Here is a 19,792-nt window from a genome sequence, read left to right as displayed (position 1 = left end):
AACTCGTGGATCTCTCCAACCGCACCGTTCTCATCGTCGGCGGAACCTCGGGCATCGGGCGAGAGCTGGCCTGCCGGTTCGCCGCTGCGGGCAGCGTCGTGGCCGTCGCCGGCCGCAGTCCGAGAGCGCTCTCGGAACTCGCCGAAGAAGGCTGGGGCACATTCGGTGCGGATGTCACCGACAGTTCTTCGGTCGAGTCCCTGCGTGACGCCGTGCTCGACCGGTATCCCGAGCTGGACACCGTGGTGACCATGTCGGGCGTCATGCTCCTTGAGGACCTGCGCGACCCCGCGCACTTCGAGGCGGCCAGAACGACGATCGACACCAACCTGCTCGGCACCATCCGGGTCATCGACGCCTTCACCCCCCACCTGGTCCGGCGGGGTGCCGGCACCTTCATCACCGTCTCCTCCGGCATCGCCTTCCTGCCGTTTCCGCCGATGCCCAGCTACGCCGCTTCCAAGGCCGCGGTGCACGCCTACTCCGAGGCCCTGCGCGCGCAACTCGACGGCACCGGTCTCGGCGTCGTCGAGCTCGTCCCGCCGGCCGTCGCCACGGCGGGACAGGAGGAGGTGAATCCGCACGCGCTGCCACTCGAGGACTTCGCCACCGAGGTCATGCACCTGCTCGCACAGGACCCCACCCCCGACGAAGTCCTCGTGAAGGGCGTCCTCACGCACCGCTGGGCCGAGCGCGACGGCACCTATGACGACCTCGTCGCACGGCGCTCCCGTGCCCTGGCCATGCTCCCCGGCCGGCCGGCTGACGCTCTCCTCCCGCGGCCTCCTCACTCATCCTGGGCGCGACCGTGCACGGTCGCCACAGGCACGATCGCACCCGCGCGCATCAGCCTCGCTCTCGGCTCGAAGGACCGACATGCACGAAGCCGTCCATGAACTCGCCTGCTGCCTCATCACCCGACGGCAGCTCAGGACGTCGTTCTGAGCTGCCGACGCAGGGCTACTGGGCGCCCCGGGAATGTCCGCGGCCCGTGCCATGATCCGACCTCATGAGTGACCGTTCGCTTTCCTCCGCCTGGCTGGCCTCGTGGACCAGCAGGGTCGCGGAGACCCTGGAGGCCATGACAGACGAGTTCGAGCGCCGGCACGGCTTTCCCCCGGGCGTCAACGAGGTACGGCGGGCCGACAGCGCCGACCAGGCCGCGGCTCGCACGCTCGCCCGGGACAGTCTCGTCCCTGCCGACCTGGTCACCTTCTACGACAGCATCGGCGAGGTTGCCTGGGCGGACGTCGGTAATGGCTGCTTCCTTGATCCGGCAGCCGATGTCCTTCTGCGGTTCAAGCACTACGGCACTGTCGATGTCGGTGCGGGCCAGAAGGACCGCGGCCTGGTCATCGGCTCGAACGGTGGAGGCCTGTCCTATGTCGCCGGCCCTGGCGGAATGATCCACCGAACACGAACGGCGTCGCTGGACGAACCCGAACTCGACCGGGTGGCTGATGACCTGCGACAGTTTCTCGAACTGCTGGAAGGATCCCTGAGAAGTTGTTTCCGAAGTAGGCGCCCTCACGGTGGTTTAGGAGCCGGAGCGATAGTCATGCATGGTGATGCAGAGTGCATCGGTTGCCCGGCTGTGGTAACGCGTCTCCTCGAAGCATCAAGGCATCGTGGGATGTTTGCGGTAGTCGCCGGGCGGCATTCCCAGGACCCTTTTGAAGGCGACGCTGAGGGCGCTTTCGGATCCGTATCCCACGGAGTGGGCGATGGAGGCGAGTGTTGCGTTGCCTTCCCGTAGCTGGCGGGCGGCGAGCTCGATCCGCCATCGCGTGAGGTATTCCAATGGCCCTTGGCCGACTGTGGCTTTGAAGCGGGCGGCCAGGGTGGAACGGGACACCGCGGCGGTGTCGGCCAGGTCGGCCACGGTCCAAGAACGCGCCGGATCGCGGTGCAGGCAGGTCAGCGCTGTGGCGACCACGGGATCTGCGAGGCCGGCCAGCCAGCCTGACACCGCGTGCGGCGCGCGTTCGAGGTGCAGGCGCAGCACATGAACGAGCATGATGACGGCCAGGTGCTCCGCGATCAGGGTGGAGGCCATTGGCCGATGTGTCAGCTCCTGGTCGATGGCGGTCAGTGCCCACTGCACCGTCTCCGCGTGCGGGGTGTCGGCGGGCACATGGACGATCGGGGGCAGCCTGTCGAGCAGCAGCTCCTGGGCGCGGGTGCCGAAGGAGAAGCCGCCGCCGATGAGGAACACGTCGTCGCCCTGGCCCGCTCTGGCGATGCCGTCTTCGGCTCTTGCGAACACGACTCCGCCATCGACAGGAGCAGTTTCCGGATCGCTGCGGAGCGTGAAGGAGCGTGGCCGTGTCAGGAGGTAGCAGTCGCCCTCGGCCAGGTCGATCGGCTCGTCGATCCCGTCGACCTCCAGCTGGCAGGTGCCGCGGCGAACGGCATTGAACTTCACCACGCGGGGGGCGTCGAACCGCACGGCCCAGCGTCCTCCCGCGACCAGGCTCGCTGAGAGATGGCTGCGGGTCTTCAGCAGGGTCAGTACATCCTCAAGAGGATCCACACTCACCCTCCCGGATTGGACGATCGCTAAAAGGAGAAGGACTCTCAGTCATAGAGCATCCAGTCGCCTCATCGTAGCGTGGACGCATGACGACGAATCCCGACGGCGGCAGGCACGCGCGAAACGACTCCGCCCTCCTGACTACCCCCTTCGACTCTCACGCCCGCGCGCAGGAGGTGATCGACGGCGTGGATCTCACCGGCCGCCGTGCCGTGGTCACCGGCGGTGCCTCGGGTCTCGGCGCCGAAACCGTCCGGGCCCTGGCCGCCGCCGGCGCGGAGGTCACCATCGCCACGCGCCACCCGCAGTCCGCCGAGCCCCTGGTCCAGGAGGCGGCCGCCGCCGGTGCGGGCCGGGTGCACGCAGAGGCCCTCGATCTTTCCGATGTGGCCTCCGTCGACAGCTTCGCGCGGGCATGGCGCGGGCCTCTCGACATCCTCGTCGCGAACGCGGGGATCATGGCCCTTCCCACACGCACCCTCACCCCGTACGGCTGGGAAATGCAGCTTGCCACCAACTACCTCGGCCACTTCGCTCTGGCCACTGGCCTGCACGCGGCTCTGCGGGACGCCGGCTCCGCCCGCATCGTGGTCGTCAGCTCCGGCGCCCACCTGGGCACGCCCTTCGACTTCGAAGATCCTCATTTCGCACGGCGGCCGTACGACCCCTGGGCGGCCTACGGGCAGTCCAAGACCGCCGACGTCCTGTTCACGGTGGGTGCCCGCCGCTGGGCAGCCGACGGGATCACGGCCAACGCGCTCAACCCCGGCTACATCCTCACCCGTCTGCAGCGGCACGTCGACGACGAGACCATGCGCGCATTCGGCGTGATGGACGACCAGGGCAACGTGAAGCCGCTGCCGTACTACAAGACTCCCGAACAGGGGGCGGCCACCTCCGTCCTGCTGGCGGCCTCTCCTCTCCTCAACGGCGTCACCGGCCGCTACTTCGAAGACAACCAGGAGGCCCGGACCGTCGAGGACGGGGACGTCCAGCCCGGCGGCGTAGCCGCCCACGCACTCGACCCGGAGGCAGCAGACCGGCTCTGGGAGTACGGCGCTGACACCCTCAGCGCCGGATGACCGGCCGCCGCGGTGGAATCCAGGCGAGCGTGCGAGGACCCGACGGGGGACAACGTGGTGTGCGACGTGTGCCAGCAGGCCATCGCCGAAGGCCGGCGAATGCGGTATGCGGTGCCGGACTCGTCGGCGGTCTCTGTGCATGACCTGGCACATGACGGTCTGCGCCTCGTCACCGCATGCTCCCAGGAGCATCTGGACGTCCTCCGGCAGCGGTATGCGCGTCGGCCCTTCATCGAGGAAGAACTATGGATCGGCAAGATCGCCCGGGTGCTCGACAAGTATCCCGACGGGCTCAGAACCGACCGGCTGGCTGAGGCTGCCGGGCTGACAGCGGGGCAGCTCGAGCTGGCTCTTCAGTGGCTGAACCGGCGGGCCTCCCAGCGGTGGCAGCAGTACTGACCTGCGGGGATGAGTCGGCTGTCGCCTTCGGCTTCTTCGACCAGCCGGTGGGACCCGTGCGGGTCAGACGCTTGGTCATCACCGTGATCGCTGCCCAGGTGATCAGGGCCTCGGAGTGCTGGATCAGCCGCTCGTAATCTCGGGCATGACGGCGGGCGTTCATCATCCAGGCCAGGCTCCGTTCGACCACCCAGCGGCGGGGCAACAGAACCCAGCCCGAGGTGTCCTTCGGGCGGCTGACGGTCTTGATCGTGAGGTTCAGATGCTTCTTTGCCCAGGTCACGAGCTTGCCCGCATAGGCGGAGTCGGCCCAGACGAGGGTGATCTCGGGGTGCGTCAGGCGAAGTCGGAAGAGGACTTCCTTGGCGACGGCGGAGTCGTGCAGGTCGGCCGGGGTGACCATCACCATCAGCGGCAGCCCCTTGGTGTCGACCACCATGTGCCGTTTGCGCCCGTTGATTCTTTTGCCCGCGTCATAGCCGCGGCTGTCCTTGCCGACGGTCGAGGCGGCTTTCACCGACTGAGAGTCGATGATCGTCGCGACGGCTCTTGGCCCTCGGCCCATGTCGCGGCGAATTCGTTGGGCCAGGGCGTCACGGAGCTGGCCGATGACTCCGACCGCCGCCCAGCGGGCCATGAAGCCCCAGACTGTCCTCCATGGAGGGAAGTCCGCAGGTAGGGCCCTCCATTTGCAGCCGGTGTCCACAACGTATCGAATCGCGTCGACGATCTCGCGCCGGGGATGCTTCTCCGGCCGCCCGCCGCGGGCCGTGTCACAGGCCGGCGGCGGCAGCAGCGGTTCGACCAGTGCCCACTCTGCGTCCGTCATGTCCGAGGGATAGAGGCGGTGACGCATTTCTCCTCCCGTCACTGACCTGCGGCGGGGGCCGACCGGCAGAGCAGGTCGGCCCCCGCGAGGAAGGCTCAGGCACTGGCGATGAGGTCGAGGGTGGATTCGATGGAGTTGAGCTGAGCGACGATGTGCTTGACCCACTTGTCGTTCGGGTGGGCCGCGGCATGCGGGGTGACGGTCCCGGTGATGAACCGGCGGAACTGGGTCAGCTTCTCCCTGACCACCGCCCGTTCGTATGACTCCAGCGCCGCCCGTTCAGCGTCGAGCTGATAGCCGTCGGTCCGGGTCCAGATCAGCGGTGGCCAGCCCTTGGCCGCCGCCTCGTCGCGCAGGGCCGACAGCCCCGATCTGACCTGACTGTCCGACAACCCGCTGGCCCTGATCAGCTGGTGCATCGCCAGACCCGCCGGCCTGGCCTCGAACAGAACGAACCGGATGGTGTCCGCATGCCGTCGGGCGGCATCTCCCTTGCGCCGTGAGGCGCGAGGCACGGCTACTCGCCTCGCAGCATGCGAGCCAGTTCGCCGTCCATGTCGACCTTGCCGGTGTCGACCGCGGTCTCGATCCAGTCGAGCGTCGCCCGTACCTTCGCCACGTTCTCGTGGACAATGGTGCGTTCATCCTCGCCCAGGGTGCGATCACGCAGCCCGGGGACCGCCCGGCCGGCCGCGGCCACGAACGAGTGACAGGCGGTGACCAGGTCCAGGAACTCCACCGTCCGGTCGATGTGACGGACCGCCGGGGCAACCGGATTGGTGTCCTCGAAGTGCTCGCGGGCCTGCCGACCTCGCTCGACCTGAGCCTGATTGACCTGGTGGCGGGCGGTGTCGTCGCTCATTGCCTTGTACGCCACTTCAGGGCGACGCAGCAGACCGGTGGTCACCTGGCTGGCGACGCGCTCGTCGCGGGTGAACTCCTCCACCACCCGGACCTTGTCCTGGTCGGAGACCTTGGCCGCCACCGTCGGACGTTTGAGGAAGTCGCTGGTCACCACCGCAGCGACGTCCTCGTCCCGGGCCAGATGGTGGATCGCGGAAATCTTCTCCTGAGGCGATGCCGGACGCTCGACCTGGCGACCCACCTTGCGGTTGGCCTCGTCCCCCGTCCACCGCGTCTTGCCCGCGGGGGGTTTGGCGATGGTCGCGAACCGCTCAGCCTCATCCGCGATCTGGGCCAGGACTCTGTGGACCCGAAACGACACGCCCTTCTGCCGCTTGTCCTTCGGCCACCGAGACGCCGTCCACCTCGCCTTTTCCACGGTCCTGTAGGCCAGTCCGATGTCCTCGGCAAGACGGTGCAGCGTCTCGCTGACCGTGAACAACTCCTGGCCCGGAGCAACCTGCTGGCCACCGCCCCGCTCACGCATCGGCTCGATCTCCAGCGCGCGGTCCCCGATCGTGAACGAGCCCTGTGTCTGCTGTTCGACCACTTCCCGCAACTCGGCCACGATCTGCTCGTAGCGGCGCTGACTGACACTTCCAACCCTGTCGATCTCCTCCGGCATGGTGTTCCACCACCCATACGGGCCGCAGCACGGAGCTGACGTCCGTGACGCGGACACGACCCGCTCATCACCGAGAGTCAGACCGTAAATCCACTGATCACAACGAATGACCACGGATGTCCAGTTTCTGACCAAACTTGAACTCAGGATGTGTTCGCGTTGCCGTCACTGTGCCCGTTCGCCGAACGTTTCCTTCCGGCGCCTCCAGGCCCTCACCACACACCGGCGCGAGCAGTAGACGGCGTCCGAGCGCCGATCGACGCCGACGACCCAGCGGACCCCGCACTCGGGACACTCCACCTCACCGGCACCGCCCCGGACGGCCGCCAGGCGCTTGCGTAACCGGCGTTCCGCCCGCCACTGCCTGGCACGACATGCCGAGGAACAGAACAGCGCATCAGGCCGCGAACCCGGCCTCAGCCCTTCGCCACAAGCCCGACAGTCCCTTTCCCCGGCCCGCCCGGTACCCCTGGACACCACGCCAGCCTAGGACGCAAGGCTACTCAGAACCGGGGATCAGAAACAGCTACTGACACGGTTCGTCACCAACGGCGATCCGGGGTGCCTGTAGTTGGTGCCTCAGCGGTTCGTTGTATTCGCTGCTGTGAGAGAACTGTGTCCAGCTCAGAGTCTGCCGCCCTGCTCACCCTGGACCGCCGGCCAGAGCCCGCTTGATCTCTGCTGCGGGGAAGGGAGTGCGCTTGCTCTGAGTAAGCAATCGGTGATGAAAGTCGTCCAGGACGATCGCGTGCGGAGCGTGACGGTCGATGATCGCGCCGATGTCGGGCGCAATGTCGGCGGGTTGGTGGCCGTCGACCCATTCGCGCAGGAAGGCTCCGTGCTCGGTGCCACCACGCACGTCGTGTGGCAGGTGGTGGCGAAGCAAGTGGTCCGGTGCGTAGGAGCGGTCGTACACGAGGTGATCATCGAGGAAATCGCGCTCCTCCGCCGAGAGTTCGAAATCGCGGCTCAACGCGAGCCCGAAGTCCGCGAAGTACACCCGCTGCCCGTCGGTGAGCAGATTGGCGAAGTGCGCGTCGAAGTGGACCAGTCCGCGCGCGCTCATGAACTCCGTCCCCCGTAACAGCGCATTCTCGACCCACGGATAGGGCGACTCGCCTCCCGACTGCCGCGGGGCCGTGTCCCGGCTGTCGACCAGCCACTCGGCGAGCGTCTGTGGCACATGCTCCAGGAAGAGCACCAGGCTGAAGGAGGAGCTACCGATGGCCTCCAGCCGACGACGCACGGCCGACGATCCCTCCCAATGTGCCACGGCGCCCTCCACTCCGCCGACCCCGTCAACGAAGCCGGTAGGCGAACTGTCCGGCAATACCCGCCAGTGATACAGCAGCGGGAAACCCGCGTACTCGTTCTTCAGTGCCCACCCCGTCGTCATGATGTGCGCGGCCAGCTCACGCCAGGCGCCGAACCCGTCGACCCCACGCCGTACTGGTAGAAGAGAGGGAGACCGAACACATTGGCCGTCGACCGCACGTGCTCCGGCTGCAACTCGACGTCTGTCAACGGGACGCGCTTGACGAAGACGCGCGTCCCCTCGACGTCCAACTCCGCCGACCTACCCCCGATACCGCGGCCGAGATTCGGCGCGGCGGACACCGCATTCCCAAGCCGACGGTCACTCAACAGGGACAGCCGTGCTCCCACGGCCGCGTAGGCGGACACTCGCGCGGCATGCCCTGACTCGGTCACATCCATCGGCGGCTCCAGCCTGACGTCAGAACCGGATTCTGCTGATCATGCCAGGGTCTTGAAACCGACTCCCGAAGCCGACGCCGAATGACTCCTTGCCGACGTCTCATGACTCCTCGGGGAACCTCCACAGCCAGTCTGCCTCTTCGCAGGCCGACGGGTCAGGCAGTAGGCGGTGCGGCGAACGGCACGGCGAGCAGCCGGTGTTGATTGACACCAGAGTGTTCGCTCCACAGCACCGGCCAGGTGCCACGCTCCGCCTCATGCGGCCCGTCGAGCACCAGACCGGTTGCGGCGTCCTCCAAATGGTGCGCGCGATGGCCGGGAGCTGGCTTGAGGCGCCGATGCCCTCGTTCCGTCTCCGGCCGAAGCCGGCTGACACAGCGCGTCGGCCCGGCTGGATGCTCTCCGTCGGCTCAGACCACGCCGGCCGTGGGTGCCGGACAGCTGGCACGTATCACGGTCGGCACCCCGCGGTTTCACTGCCACGTTCCCTCATACTCGACGAAGTTGCCTTTCGTGCCGTCGTGACAGGCCCGTGCGGCGACCATGCGGGGCCTGTTAGGCGGCGGCTTCGGCTTCGATGTCGAAGGGGACACCGGTGAGCTGTTCGCTCGCCGCCCAGAGCCGCCTGCCCTCCGCGGGGTCGTCGGCGCCTGTGGGGAGTTTGGCGGGCCTGGGGGTGCCGGAAGTCTGGTCGCGTCCGGCGGGGCCGATGAACCAGCCCGACTGGACGTGCGGGCTGGTCGCCGCATACAGGGAGGGCCAGGCGGCACCCTCGGCCGAGCCCATGAGCAGGCGTGCGGCGATCGGGGTCACCATGCGGCTCAGGGGGCCGGTGCCGTGCTGCTGCAGATTGGTCATCGCCGCCCCCGGGTGCACGACGAGGGCCTCGACGGGGCTGCTTGCGGTACGGCGCGCGAGTTCGAGGGTGTAGACGATGTTGGCGCGCTTGGACTTGGCGTAGGCGCCCATGGCGCGGTAGCTCTTTTCACTCATCAGGTCCTCCAGCCTGCCCACCGGCCACCGCGCCGCGATGGCGCTGACGGTGACCACGCGCGGTGCGGGCGAGCGGCGCACGGCGGGCCATACCTGGGCGTTGAAGGCGAAGTGGCCGAGGTGATTGGTGCCCACCGTCATCTCGAGGCCGTCGTGGGTGGTTCGCCGCTCGGGCAGGTTCATCACGCCCGCGTTGTTGAAGAGCAGGTCGACCGTCTCGGTCTCGGCGATCCGGGTGGCGGCGTCGCGGACGGAGGAGAGGTCGGAGAGGTCGAGCACGAGGGTGTCCGTCCGGGCCTCGGGGGTCGCGGCGCGCACCGCCTCCGCGGCCTGGCCCAGCCTGGTCCGGCTGCGGCCGGCCAGGATGACGCGGGCCCCGTGCCGGGCGAGCGCGCGGGCGGTCTCGAGACCGATCCCGCTGTTCCCGCCGGTGATCAGCGCGGTGCGGCCGGCCTGGTCGGGGATGTCGCCGGGGGTCCAGTGGTTCACTGTCGTCACGCTCCTCGGATTCTTTGACTTGTGCTCGGCCATGCGGCGCTCGGGCTTGTGCCGCTGAAGGCGCCGGCGGCACTGGGGCGCCGCGACTGGCCACGAGGCGTCGGTGTAGCCGGAGTTCTCCCGGGCTGCCGCCGCACCAGGTCGTGTCGTCCGCCCGGAACTGATCGACAACGTCGAGACAGTCCCTGTTAACGGCTCCCTAGATGAAGGGAGCGTCGGTCCTGAGGCCGCGGTGCGTAGCCCAAGACCTGCCCCTCCCCTTTTCAGACCGGCGGTCTGTTCGGCTGGGACCAAACGTAGAAGACCGTCGGTCTGATGTCAAAAGACCGGCAGTCTGTAACCTGGGGGCATGACGAACTTCCAGCGCGCGCGCAGTGAGGAGCAGCGTGCGGTACGGCGCCAGGCCATCCTCGACACCACCGCCGCCATGCTCGAGGAGATGCCCGTCGGCGAGGTCAGCCTGAACGAGCTGAGCCGCCGCGTCGGTCTGGCGAAGTCCAATGTGCTGCGCTACTTCGAATCGCGTGAGGCCATCCTGCTGGAGCTGCTCGACCGTGCCTGGCAGCAGTGGGTGGCCGACTTGCCTGCCCTTGTGCACGCCGGCGTCGACCAGGGGGCTCCGGTGAGCCGGCGGGCAGAGCAGTTCGCCGCCGTCATCGCGGCCTCCCTCGCCGGGCGCCAGGTCCTGTGCGACTTGCTCAGCGCGCAGGCGGGCGTACTGGAGCACAACGTTTCCCTGCAGGTGGCCGCCCGCTACAAGCGCGCAGCCGTGGCCAACGTCGCCGACATCGCGGCATTGGCCCACCAGCACCTTCCTGAGCTGGGCGCCAGCGCACCACAGTTGACCGCAGCCATGATCATGGCCGTCGGGGCCGTATGGACACACGCGCGGCCCTCCCCCGCGATGCTCTCCGCCTACGAAGCGGATCCCTCGCTCACCGCGTTCAAGCTGGACTTCGTGACCACCCTGCAGGAGATGCTGGCGACGCTCACCGCAGGCACCATCGCCCGCGAATCCGCCTGAGCCCGGCCAGGCAGTGGCCGTGAGCCAGAGCGCGGAGGCCGGCGCGCCGTGGCGCGTCGCGACCTGGTTGAAGCACGGGCTCGCCGGTGGTGTTCGTTTCGCTGAAGCGCGCATCAACCGGAACGTCGGCGATGGGTTACTCGCAACCTTGGGGGCGGAGTCCGTCGGCGCCCTGGGGGCGGAGTCCGTCGGCGCCCGGAGTCGTCGGATGCGTACAGCGTGACGCGCACGTCTCAGGCGCCGTCAACCTGTCGTCTTCGTCTCCCCCTGGTATCCCCTCCGGCTGCTCTTGCTTCCCCTACCCTTGACTTGCATGGACGCACCGGGGGACATCGTTCATGGCCGCTCGCCGATCAGAAACCTCGGAGGGGATCCGATGACGTTCATCAGGCGCTTCGACCACGTCGGCATCACCGTCTCCGACCTCGAGGCCGTGACGGCGTTCTTCGTCAGTCTCGGCCTGGAGGCCGACCGGAAGATGGCCGTCGAAGGCGAGTTCCTGGACACGGTGATCGGCATGACCGACGCCCGCACCGAGATCGTCATGCTGCGACCGCCCGGCGGAGGTACGACGCTGGAGTTGTCGAGCTTCACGCGGCCGGACCACCTTCCGGGATCGCCTGCCGCGCCGGCGAACGAACTCGGCCTGCGCAACGTCGCCTTCGAGGTGCACGACCTCCAAGCCGCGGTCGACCATGCCGTCGTCGACGGCTACGGCCTGGTGGGGGGCATCGGTGAATACGAAGGCGAGTGGCGGATGGCCTACGTCCGCGGGCCAGAGGGGATCATCGTCTCGTTGGCCGAGCGCATCGAGAAGTGAGGGGACATCATGAGCGCGACCGTGACTGACGAACAGATTCGGGCTCTGGCCGCAACCGCGAAGCCCTACAGCCTGGCGTTCCTTCGATGGGGGCCGGAGCGGACCATGGACGGGGCGGACGCGATCGAACTCGAACACCAGCGGCGCATGGTGTCGCTGCGTGCTGAAGGGGTGATCGCGATCCTGTGCCCGGTCGCCTCCGACACCGTGGCCGGCGTCGCGATCATGACTGTGTCGGCCGAGGAAGCCGCGGCGATCATGGCCGCAGACCCCTGCGTGCGAGCAGGGATGATGCGTTGCGAGGTTCACCCGTGCCACGGCTTCCCCGGAGACGCCCTCCCCGCGTGAACGATCGATCCCGGCCGGGACAATCGGCACCTCTCCAGTGGCAACTCGGTGGTCGGGGCGACAAGCCGTCGATCGAGCCGATGACTCCGAGTACTCCCCGCCGGCCGTGGGGGTGGCGGGCGGGAACGCCTCGGCAGTACAGGCAGGCCGCCCCAGCCACCGCCTCGACAGTCTCCAGAGCGTCCCGCACCTCCTCTCCACCGACACGGGGTGGCGCTTGGCGGGTACGGATCGGGATGCGGAGCCTGGCCAGGCTGGGCGGAAGGTTGTCGGTGACGGAACTCGGTGTCCCGGAGCTGCTGCGCGAAACGGAAACCGCGTACGTGCTCGGCATGCGCGAGTACGTGGGGATGCCGTTCGTCCCTGTGCGCAGCTCGACCCTGGGGGTCCGCCGGCCCAACGGCCCAACGTGAACCCGGCCTACACCCGACGGGTGCGGGACTCGGTACGTGAGGCCAGGAACGTGCTGCGGGGCTGCTCCTGGACCACCGCGTGCCCCGGGCAGTTGTCCGTGCGGCTCGGCGGCCCCGACGCACCGGCCGCGACCGGGGCGTTCCCCCGTGTCGTCCCGCTCTCCGCGCAGACCGCGTCCTCCTCCAGACGACCGAGACGGGGACGGCGGAGACCGACGACGCCGTGCGCCGTGTCTGCGAAGCCCGGACACCCCGCAACCTCGAACCTTGATTCGATTATCATCTCACCCGTGCATGAGAACCCACCTGCTCGGCGACGTGGCCGCTCCCGCCGGGAGCAACGGCGTCGTCGCAGGGCCAGGCGACGCCGCATCACGTGGACCGTGACCTCGGTCGTGGTCCTGATCGGCGGCGCCGCCTATGCCATCACCGGGACCGACTCCGGTGAGTCGTCCGCGCCCACCCGGGCGAAGGCTCCGTCCTCACCGGCCGTCTCGGCCCGGGCGAAGGCGGGCGAGGCGCCTGCGGACGCGGAACCGCTGCCGTCGCCCACCTCGACGCTGAAGCCGTTCGACCTCGAACCGGCTCTGGCCCCCGTGACCGCGCTCTTCGGCGACAACCGGATGTCGGTGGCCATGCTGGACGTCGAGAGCGGTGCCATGGCGACGTACGGACACGACGCCTTCGACACCGCCAGCATCGTGAAGGTGGACATCCTGGCGACCCTGCTGCTCCAGGCCCAGGACCAGGGGCGGAGGTTGACCACCGAGGAGCGCGCCCAGTCCGCTGCCATGATCCAGAAGAGCGACAACGACTCCACCAGTGCTCTGTGGACCCGGATAGGCAGTGCCCGCGGGCTCGACGCTGCCAACGAACGGCTCGGCCTGACCCAGACACAGGGCGGTGACGGGACCGTCTGGGGCATCACCCAGACCACGGCGGAAGATCAGATACGTCTGCTCCAGTCGGTGTTCGGCGACAAGTCGCCCTTGAGCGAGGCGTCGCGTGCTTACATCCAGGACCTGATGCAGCACGTCGTGGGAAGCCAGACGTGGGGCGTGTCCGCAGCAGCCGACTCGGGCACGACCGCACTGAAGAACGGTTGGCTCAAGCGGACTCAGACCAAGAAGTGGGACGTCAACAGCATCGGTCGGATACAGCGTGACGGTCGCGTCTATCTGATGGCGGTACTCCTCAACAACTGCAGCACCCAGGAGGTCGGCATCAGCATCGTGGAGCAGGCAACACACGCGTCCGCGAAGGCGTTCTCCCGAAAGCTCAAGGAGAAGCCCACCACCTGACGCCCCGACCAGGGCCGAGACGCCTCCTCGAACCGCTTCGCGCGCGTTACGGCCGCCTCCCGCTCTCGAACGCGTTCACGTACTTCCCCTACCGGTTCGGGACAGCCCGTCATAGGGACTACGGGCGATGAGTCCCCCCAGGGGCCCCGAGCAACGGGGGCCCCGAGCAAGGGGGGGCGGTCCGACCAACAACGTGCAAGCGTCGAAACCGCCCACCACACCAGTCCTTGCGCGCCAGGCGGACCCGGGAGTGGGGGAATCAGCTGCTGGGCCGTCTGTTGCCCGGCCTCCTTCACATGGCGCGACGGCCCGCTCGGACCGAGTGAGCCGGGCTGCTATGCGGTCTGCGGCTGGAGGTAGCGGGCCAGCAGGTCGTCCAGGCTCACGATGCCGGTGAGCCGCCCCGCGCCGTCGCGGACCACGGCGAGCGACGCCCGCCGGCGGCGCAGGACCTCGATGGCCTCGGCGACCGTGGCGTCCTCCGCCAGTTCGGGCACGGGACGTGCCAGCGCGCGGGCACCGGTCGCTCGCCCTTGCGCTCGCGCCACCAGGACGTCGCGGGCGTGCACGGAACCGAGAATCGCGTCCTCCTGGCGGACCAGCAGCCGGGTGCGGTCGTGCGCGGCGGCCAGGGCGAGGATCTCCTCCGCCTCGGCACCGGCGTCGGCCGCGACGATGCCGGCGGCCGGGGTCATCAGGTCGCGCACGGGCGTCTCGGGCTCGGTCAGTGAGCGGGTCAGCAGGTCGGAGTCGGTCTCGCTGATCAGACCGAGCCGTTCGGACTCCTCCACCAGGTGGGTGAGCTGGTCCCGGTTGTGGACGGAGGCCAGTTCGTCGCGCGGGGCGACCCGGCAGAGGCGGACCAGGGCGTTGCTGATGCGGTTGAGGACCCGGATCAGCGGCCGTACGGCGGTCGTGACGGCGCGGAAGGGCGGGGCCAGCAGCATCGCGGAGCGCTCGGGGTGGGCGATCGCCCAGGACTTGGGCGCCATCTCGCCGAGGACCATGTGGAGGAACACCACGACGATCATCGCCAGGGCGAAGGCCACGCCGTAGCTGAGCGCGGCGGGCAGGCCCAACTCGTGCAGCAGGGGGTCCAGTTCGTGGGAGATCGCGGGCTTGGACACCGAGCCGAGTCCCAGCGTGCACACGGTGATGCCGAGCTGGGCTCCGGCCAGCATCAGCGAGAGTTCCCGCATGCCGGCCAGTGCGGCCTTGGCGCCGCGCTGCCCGTCGGCCACGGCCTTCTCCATGCGGTGCCGTTTGGCGGCGACCAGCGCGAACTCGGCCGCGACGAAGAACCCACTGCCGACGAGCAGCAGGACGGTGACGAGAAGAGCCAACGGGAAACTCATGCCTGCTCCTCCGCCTTCTCGGCCAGCCACTCGATCCGGATCCGCTCGGGCACGTGCCGGTCCAGAGTCCGTACGTCGATCACGGCGCTGCCGCCTCCACGCAGCTCCACGGTGAGCCGGTCCCCGATCGCCGGGAAGCGGCCGAGCCGGTCGACGACGAGCCCGGCCACGGTTTCGTAGTCGTCCTCCTCGGGCAGCTCGACGCCGGTGGCCTCGGCCACCTCGTCCAGGCGGCGCCCGGCGTCCACCAGCCAGCCCTCGCCGTCCGCGACGGCCACCGCGGTGACGGTGTCCGACTCGTCGGCGATGTCACCCACCAGTTCCTCGGCGATGTCCTCGTAGGTGACGACACCGGCCACGCCTCCGTGCTCGTCCAGGACGACGGCGAACTCGTCGTCGTCCTCGCGCATCCGCTCCACGGCATCCGGCAGTGGCAGGGTGTCCGGCAGCAGCAGGGGCCGCCGGGCCGCTGCCCCGGCCGTGGTGGCGGTGAACTGCCCGGCGGGCAGTCCCATCAGCTCCCGCACACCCAGTACGCCCGCGACGTCGTCCGGATGGTCTCCGAGTACGGGGTAGTTGGAGTGGCCGTGCCGGGCGATGAGGGTGACGGCCTCCGCGGCGGTGGCGTCCTTGCGGACGAAGACCGCGTCGGCCCGCGGCACCATCACCTCATGCAGCGTCCGCTCGGAGAACTCCAGCGCGTGGTCGAGCAGCTGGGCCGTTCCCCGCGGCAGCTCTCCCTGTTCGTGGGACTCGCCGATCAGGTGGCCCAGCTCCTCCAGGGTGGCGCCGTGGTGCAGTTCCTCGACCGGTTCGATACCGACTCCGCGCAGCAGCCTGTTGGCCGCCCCGTCGAAGATCCGGACGACCGGGCCGACCACCTTCAGGTAGCCCAGAGTGGAACCGGCCAGTGCCGTGGCCAGCCTTTCCGGTACGGCGATGGCGAGGTTCTTCGGGGCCAGCTCGCCCAGCACCATCTGCACGACCGTGGCGAGGACGAAGGCGAGGACGACGGAGATGCCGGTGACGGCGCCGTCGGGGATGCCGACGCCGGACAGCACGGGCCGCAGCAGCGCGGAGACGGAGGGCTCGGCGATGAAGCCGACCACCAGACCGGTCACCGTGATGCCGAGCTGGGCGCCCGAGAGCATGAACGACAGTCGCTCCAGCACCCTCAGGGCGCGCGCGGCCTTCTTGTCCCCCTCCTCGGCCTGGCGGGCGAGAGCAAGCCGGTCGGCCGAGACGTAGGCGAACTCCTGGGCGACGAAATACCCGGTACCCGCGGTCAGTACGAAGACGGCCAGCACACCCAGCCAGGCTTCCACGGCGCTCATCCCGCATCACCCCACCGGGTGCCGTGCTCAGGAAGTACTGGGCGCAATGGTCGAGGACCGTGCTGCGCGGGGTCCGTCGGTCTGGCGGACAAGCTCTGGCTCCCTCAATAAATGTGCGGACAGAAACAGATTGTGGCCGAAACCGCGTTCCCGGCGCCGCCACGCCCCGGCCCGGTGTCGGGACCGCTGTCTGCTCCGTCCTGTCGGATCATCGAAGGCCGACCTCTCGGTAGGGCCTCTTTGGCCAGGTCAGGAGCGTCTTTCGGCCTTTCCGGACGCGGCACGCCCGAGCGCGCTCCCTGCCGGTCGGGTCAACTCTATGCTTCTACTCGTTTGTAGAAACAGGGCCGGGGGCAACCCGGGCCGCACACTCATGGAGACGACACTTGGTTTCGGTCGAGCTCGACCATGTGCCGGTGGCGGACCTGGCGGAATCGAGGTTCGTCCGCCGGGCCCGGGCACTCGCCGCTCTCGAAGCCGCCAAGTGGTCCTCCGGCAGGTGGGCTCACTGCCGTCCGCGCGCCCCCTTCTGATCGGACGGCACTATCTCATGGGACACAAGTACGCGTAAGGAGTGGACGCCACGATGGTGTTCAAGCGACTTCTGGGCTCGCTCGGCGTGGGCGCCCCCACGGTCGACACGGTTCTCGATCCGGCTCCGGTCCTGCCCGGCGGCACACTCACCGGCCAGGTTCACCTCGAGGGCGGGCAGACCGACTTCGACATCGAGCACATCACCCTCGAACTCGTGGCCCGGGTCGAGGCGGAGCACGAGGACGGGGAGGACGAGGGTGTCGTCGTCTTCGACCGGTTCACCGTCGGCGGTGGCTTCCGGCTCGGGGCGGAGGAGCCGCGCAGCGTGCCCTTCCGGGTCACGCTGCCCTGGGAGACGCCGATCACCGAGCTGTACGGACAGCCGCTGGGCATCGTGCTCGGCGTGCGCACCGAGCTGGCCGTCGCCGGCGCCAAGGACAAGGGCGACCTGGACCAGCTCACCGTCACGGCCCTGCCGGTCCAGGAGGCCGTCCTGGAAGCCTTCGGGCAGCTCGGTTTCGGCTTCGGGTCTGCCGACCTGGAGTACGGGCACATCGGCGGTACGGGCCAGCAGCTGCCCTTCTACCAGGAGATCGAACTCGTCCCCGCCCCGCAGTACGCCGACCGGCTCAACGAGATCGAGCTGACCTTCCTGGCCGGACCCGGCGGGCTCGAAGTGGTCCTGGAGGCGGACAAGCGCGGCGGGCTCCTCTCCTCCGGCCATGACGCCGTCACCCGCTTCTCCGTCGGCCACCACGACGCCCGCGACTGGGCCGCCGAGGTGGAGGACTGGGTCCGGCAGCTTGTCGAGCACCACACGACGTACGGGGCGCCAGGTACTCATGGGCACAGCACGCCGTACGCCGGCCACGGACACCACGATCCCCACGGCAACGGCGGTCGTCATCACGACGACCATCGCTCAGGCCCGGGTGTGGGCACGGCCGTCGCGGCCGGAGCGGCCGGACTCGCGGTCGGCGTGGTCGGTGGCATGGTGGCCGCGGAAGTCGTCGACGAGGTCGGCGACTTCTTCGAAGGCGACGACGAGGAGGAGGACGAGGGCTGAGCGCCTGCGCCCGCCCCCGGGAGCACAGGTTCTGAACGGTGTCACGCCCAAGCGACCACCGATGCCGGATCAGTGCGCCCGTGACGGCATGACGGCACCGCCGAAGACACGGGCACACCCGCCGTCCGGCCCCGACGGGACCACGGCGGCGCCGACCCGTCGAACTCCGCCGGGACGAGACGTACTTCTCCGCGCCGAACACCTGGCCTGGCTGCGCGAGCGCGGGCTCTGCGGGTGGTCCGCCACGAACGGGGCCCCGGGGGGGCCTCGTAAGGTGCCGGCCCGTCCGTCGTCGACGCGGACGGGGATGGGGATGGTGACCGGGCCGACGCTGCGGGCGTCCTTGCGGCGCCGGTGGCCGCCGGCGACGATGTGCGGCGCCCCGTCGGTGCCCCGGCGTCGCTTCGGGCACGTCGGTGGCACCGGCCGGCTCGCCTTCGGGACGGGCACGGTGTCCGTTCCCGTGCCGGCAGTTCCTTCAGGAGCGCGTGCCCGCCCAGGCGGTCAGCGCCCGGGCACGCTGGTCGTCGCGTGCACCGCCGTCGGTGGTCCGGGTGGCCCAGGCAACGTGGCCGTCGGGACGGACGAGGACCTCGGTCACGCCGTCTAGGTCCGGGTGCTCGTCGTACTTGTCGACGGCGACGGCCGTGACCCGCGGGCCCCAGCCCGCGTCGACGGACTCCCGAAGGGCCGGGTCCCCGGCCAGGGAGAGCAGGACGAAGCGGCCCCCGTGGAGCAGTTCGTACACTCGCGTCGCCTCCGAACCGGCAGCGGTCAGCCCGACGTCGGGCATGCGCCGTCCCACCAGCGGATCGGCGCCCGGGTCCGGCGGCGGATAGCCGGTGCCGAGCGCGGAGACCTGGTCGGCGAGCCGGCGGTTGACCTCCGCCATGCCCAGCAACTGGTCGAGAAGTCTGCGCAGGGCCTCAGCCGGGCGCCGGTACTGCGCGACCAGCGTCAGCTCCGCCAGCAGGGTCTGGACCTCGGTGTTCTCGGTCACCGACCGGCCGACCGGGCGGCGCTCACCGTCGTAACCGTCCAACAGCCCGGGCGGGGCCCAGCCGCCCACCACGGCAGCCAGCTTCCACCCCAGGTTCATGGCGTCCTGGAGCCCGGTGTTGAGGCCCTGCCCCGCTGCGGGGAAGTGGATGTGGGCGGCGTCGCCCGCCAGCAGGATGCGCCCCGAACGGTAGCTCTCCGCGAGCCGCGTGGCGTTGCCGAAGCGCGACAGCCAGACGGGCTCGGCGACGCCGCAGTCGGAGCCGGTGATCCGGGTGAGCGACGTACGGAACTCCTCCAGGGACACCGGCTCCCGGGCCGGCACCCGTATCCGCTCCGGATCCAGGTAGACGAACCGAGTGACCCCTCCTTCCAGCGGCGCGACGATCACGCCACCGGCGCGGGCGGCAGCAAGGGCACCGGGCTGCGGGTCGACGACCGCGAAGTCCCCGAGTACGCCGGTCAGGGTCTCGTCGGTGCCGGGGAAGCCGATCCCCGCGGCCTGCCGCACGATGCTGCGCCCGCCGTCGCACCCGACCGCGTAGAGGCTGTGCGCGGTCTCGGTGCCGCCGCCGGGTGCGCGTACCTCCACCTCGACGCCGTCGCCGTCCTGGCGCACGCCGAGGACCTCGTGGCCCCGGCTGATCTCCACCCCCAGCTCGTGCGCACGCCGCTCGAGGATCGCCTCGGTGCGCGCCTGGGCCAGGAAGAGGGTGTAGCCGTGCCGGGAGTCGAGGGCGCTGAAGTCCAGTTGAGTGCGCAGGCCCGCGAAGTGCCAGCCCGGCACGGCCCGGCCGAGCGGGAGGAACCGGTCGAGCAGCCCTCTCTGGTCCATCAGTTCCACGCTGCGCGGGTGCAGGCTCAGTGCCCGCGAATCGCGCTGCGGTTCGGTGCGGCGCTCCAGGACCCGGGTCCGTACGCCCGCCAGTGCCAGCTCGCAGGCGAGCATCAGCCCGGTCGGACCCGCGCCCACGACGATCACATCGGTGCTCATCGGAGATGACCTCCTCATTAATGAAC

General features: G+C 69.3%; 14 protein-coding genes and 2 pseudogenes. 7 read left to right on the top strand and 9 right to left on the bottom strand.

All coding sequences use genetic code 11. From position 1 onward, the window contains the following. Nucleotides 1-5 precede the first annotated feature (5 nt). A pseudogene (locus tag R2E43_RS37935) lies at nt 6-758 on the top strand (SDR family oxidoreductase); the annotation flags it as partial. An 860-nt stretch (nt 759-1,618) separates the two neighbouring features. On the opposite strand, the gene R2E43_RS37930 reads toward R2E43_RS37935, so the two are convergent. Beyond that, nucleotides 1,619-2,533 carry an AraC family transcriptional regulator gene (locus R2E43_RS37930; RefSeq protein ID WP_003978810.1) on the bottom strand — a complete coding sequence of 305 codons (915 nt, stop codon included), beginning with the start codon at nt 2,531-2,533 and terminating at the stop codon, nt 1,619-1,621. A gap of 86 nt (nt 2,534-2,619) precedes the next feature. Here R2E43_RS37930 and R2E43_RS37925 point away from each other — a divergent pair, with 86 nt between their 5' ends. After that, complete coding sequence (locus tag R2E43_RS37925) at nt 2,620-3,615, top strand: SDR family NAD(P)-dependent oxidoreductase (RefSeq protein ID WP_046247901.1); 996 nt, start codon at nt 2,620-2,622, stop codon at nt 3,613-3,615. 292 nt (nt 3,616-3,907) lie between these two features. Here R2E43_RS37925 and R2E43_RS37920 read toward each other — a convergent pair whose 3' ends face one another. From R2E43_RS37920 to R2E43_RS37900, 5 genes and pseudogenes are all read right to left on the bottom strand, one after another. Beyond that, nucleotides 3,908-4,870 (bottom strand): IS5-like element IS4811 family transposase, encoded by a 963-nt coding sequence (locus tag R2E43_RS37920; protein ID WP_003978807.1) that lies wholly within the window; start codon nt 4,868-4,870, stop codon nt 3,908-3,910. A 68-nt stretch (nt 4,871-4,938) separates the two neighbouring features. Then, nucleotides 4,939-5,358 carry a hypothetical protein gene (locus R2E43_RS37915; protein WP_003978804.1) on the bottom strand — a complete coding sequence of 140 codons (420 nt, stop codon included), beginning with the start codon at nt 5,356-5,358 and terminating at the stop codon, nt 4,939-4,941. A gap of 2 nt (nt 5,359-5,360) precedes the next feature. Beyond that, nucleotides 5,361-6,371: a DUF6192 family protein gene (locus R2E43_RS37910; RefSeq protein WP_003978802.1), complete on the bottom strand. Its 1,011-nt coding sequence runs from the start codon at nt 6,369-6,371 to the stop codon at nt 5,361-5,363. Between the two features lie 643 nt (nt 6,372-7,014). Beyond that, nucleotides 7,015-8,087: pseudogene (locus R2E43_RS37905) on the bottom strand (protein kinase family protein). Nucleotides 8,088-8,642: 555 nt separating this feature from the next. After that, a complete protein-coding gene (locus R2E43_RS37900; protein ID WP_003978627.1) occupies nt 8,643-9,578 on the bottom strand; it encodes an oxidoreductase in 936 nt (311 codons plus the stop codon). Between the two features lie 349 nt (nt 9,579-9,927). Between R2E43_RS37900 and R2E43_RS37895 the strand changes: the two genes are divergently transcribed. The 4 genes from R2E43_RS37895 to R2E43_RS37880 all read left to right on the top strand — a co-directional run bounded on the left by R2E43_RS37895 (nt 9,928) and on the right by R2E43_RS37880 (nt 13,484). After that, a complete protein-coding gene (locus R2E43_RS37895; protein ID WP_003978626.1) occupies nt 9,928-10,602 on the top strand; it encodes a TetR/AcrR family transcriptional regulator in 675 nt (224 codons plus the stop codon). A gap of 376 nt (nt 10,603-10,978) precedes the next feature. Further along, the gene (locus R2E43_RS37890; protein WP_011026951.1) at nt 10,979-11,422 is read left to right on the top strand and encodes a VOC family protein; all 444 of its coding nucleotides are present in this window, start codon (nt 10,979-10,981) and stop codon (nt 11,420-11,422) included. Nucleotides 11,423-11,431: 9 nt separating this feature from the next. Beyond that, the gene (locus R2E43_RS37885; protein ID WP_003978624.1) at nt 11,432-11,770 is read left to right on the top strand and encodes a hypothetical protein; all 339 of its coding nucleotides are present in this window, start codon (nt 11,432-11,434) and stop codon (nt 11,768-11,770) included. A 703-nt stretch (nt 11,771-12,473) separates the two neighbouring features. Further along, a complete protein-coding gene (locus R2E43_RS37880; RefSeq protein WP_404780741.1) occupies nt 12,474-13,484 on the top strand; it encodes a serine hydrolase in 1,011 nt (336 codons plus the stop codon). Nucleotides 13,485-13,819: 335 nt separating this feature from the next. Here R2E43_RS37880 and R2E43_RS37875 read toward each other — a convergent pair whose 3' ends face one another. Then, entirely contained in the window at nt 13,820-14,839 is a 1,020-nt protein-coding gene (locus R2E43_RS37875; protein ID WP_136207262.1) for a hemolysin family protein, read from the bottom strand. Continuing rightward, nucleotides 14,836-16,173 carry a hemolysin family protein gene (locus tag R2E43_RS37870; RefSeq protein WP_332057056.1) on the bottom strand — a complete coding sequence of 446 codons (1,338 nt, stop codon included), beginning with the start codon at nt 16,171-16,173 and terminating at the stop codon, nt 14,836-14,838. Before R2E43_RS37870 ends, R2E43_RS37875 begins: the two co-directional genes overlap by 4 nt. Nucleotides 16,174-16,759: 586 nt before the next feature. On the opposite strand from R2E43_RS37870, the gene R2E43_RS37865 reads away from it, so the two are divergent. Then, on the top strand, nt 16,760-17,773 hold the full coding sequence (locus R2E43_RS37865) for a sporulation protein (protein WP_016325035.1): 1,014 nt from the start codon (nt 16,760-16,762) through the stop codon (nt 17,771-17,773). Nucleotides 17,774-18,251: 478 nt separating this feature from the next. Here the strand turns inward: R2E43_RS37865 and R2E43_RS37860 are convergent, their stop codons facing one another. Beyond that, nucleotides 18,252-19,766 (bottom strand): monooxygenase, encoded by a 1,515-nt coding sequence (locus R2E43_RS37860; RefSeq protein WP_011026958.1) that lies wholly within the window; start codon nt 19,764-19,766, stop codon nt 18,252-18,254. Nucleotides 19,767-19,792: the final 26 nt, after the last annotated feature.

It is taken from the genome of Streptomyces violaceoruber (genome assembly GCF_033406955.1).
Lineage (GTDB): Bacteria > Actinomycetota > Actinomycetes > Streptomycetales > Streptomycetaceae > Streptomyces > Streptomyces violaceoruber.
Note: the sequence above shows the minus strand (reverse complement) of the source record. Positions and strands in the feature narration are given on the sequence as shown.

Coding starts and splice junctions, on each gene's coding strand:
- R2E43_RS37925 (WP_046247901.1), top strand. CDS start 2,620: ATGACGACGAATCCCGACGGCGGCAGGCACGCGCGAAACGACTCCGCC.
- R2E43_RS37920 (WP_003978807.1), bottom strand. CDS start 4,870: ATGCGTCACCGCCTCTATCCCTCGGACATGACGGACGCAGAGTGGGCA.
- R2E43_RS37910 (WP_003978802.1), bottom strand. CDS start 6,371: ATGCCGGAGGAGATCGACAGGGTTGGAAGTGTCAGTCAGCGCCGCTAC.
- R2E43_RS37895 (WP_003978626.1), top strand. CDS start 9,928: ATGACGAACTTCCAGCGCGCGCGCAGTGAGGAGCAGCGTGCGGTACGG.
- R2E43_RS37890 (WP_011026951.1), top strand. CDS start 10,979: ATGACGTTCATCAGGCGCTTCGACCACGTCGGCATCACCGTCTCCGAC.
- R2E43_RS37885 (WP_003978624.1), top strand. CDS start 11,432: ATGAGCGCGACCGTGACTGACGAACAGATTCGGGCTCTGGCCGCAACC.
- R2E43_RS37875 (WP_136207262.1), bottom strand. CDS start 14,839: ATGAGTTTCCCGTTGGCTCTTCTCGTCACCGTCCTGCTGCTCGTCGGC.
- R2E43_RS37870 (WP_332057056.1), bottom strand. CDS start 16,173: ATGAGCGCCGTGGAAGCCTGGCTGGGTGTGCTGGCCGTCTTCGTACTG.
- R2E43_RS37865 (WP_016325035.1), top strand. CDS start 16,760: ATGGTGTTCAAGCGACTTCTGGGCTCGCTCGGCGTGGGCGCCCCCACG.
- R2E43_RS37860 (WP_011026958.1), bottom strand. CDS start 19,766: ATGAGCACCGATGTGATCGTCGTGGGCGCGGGTCCGACCGGGCTGATG.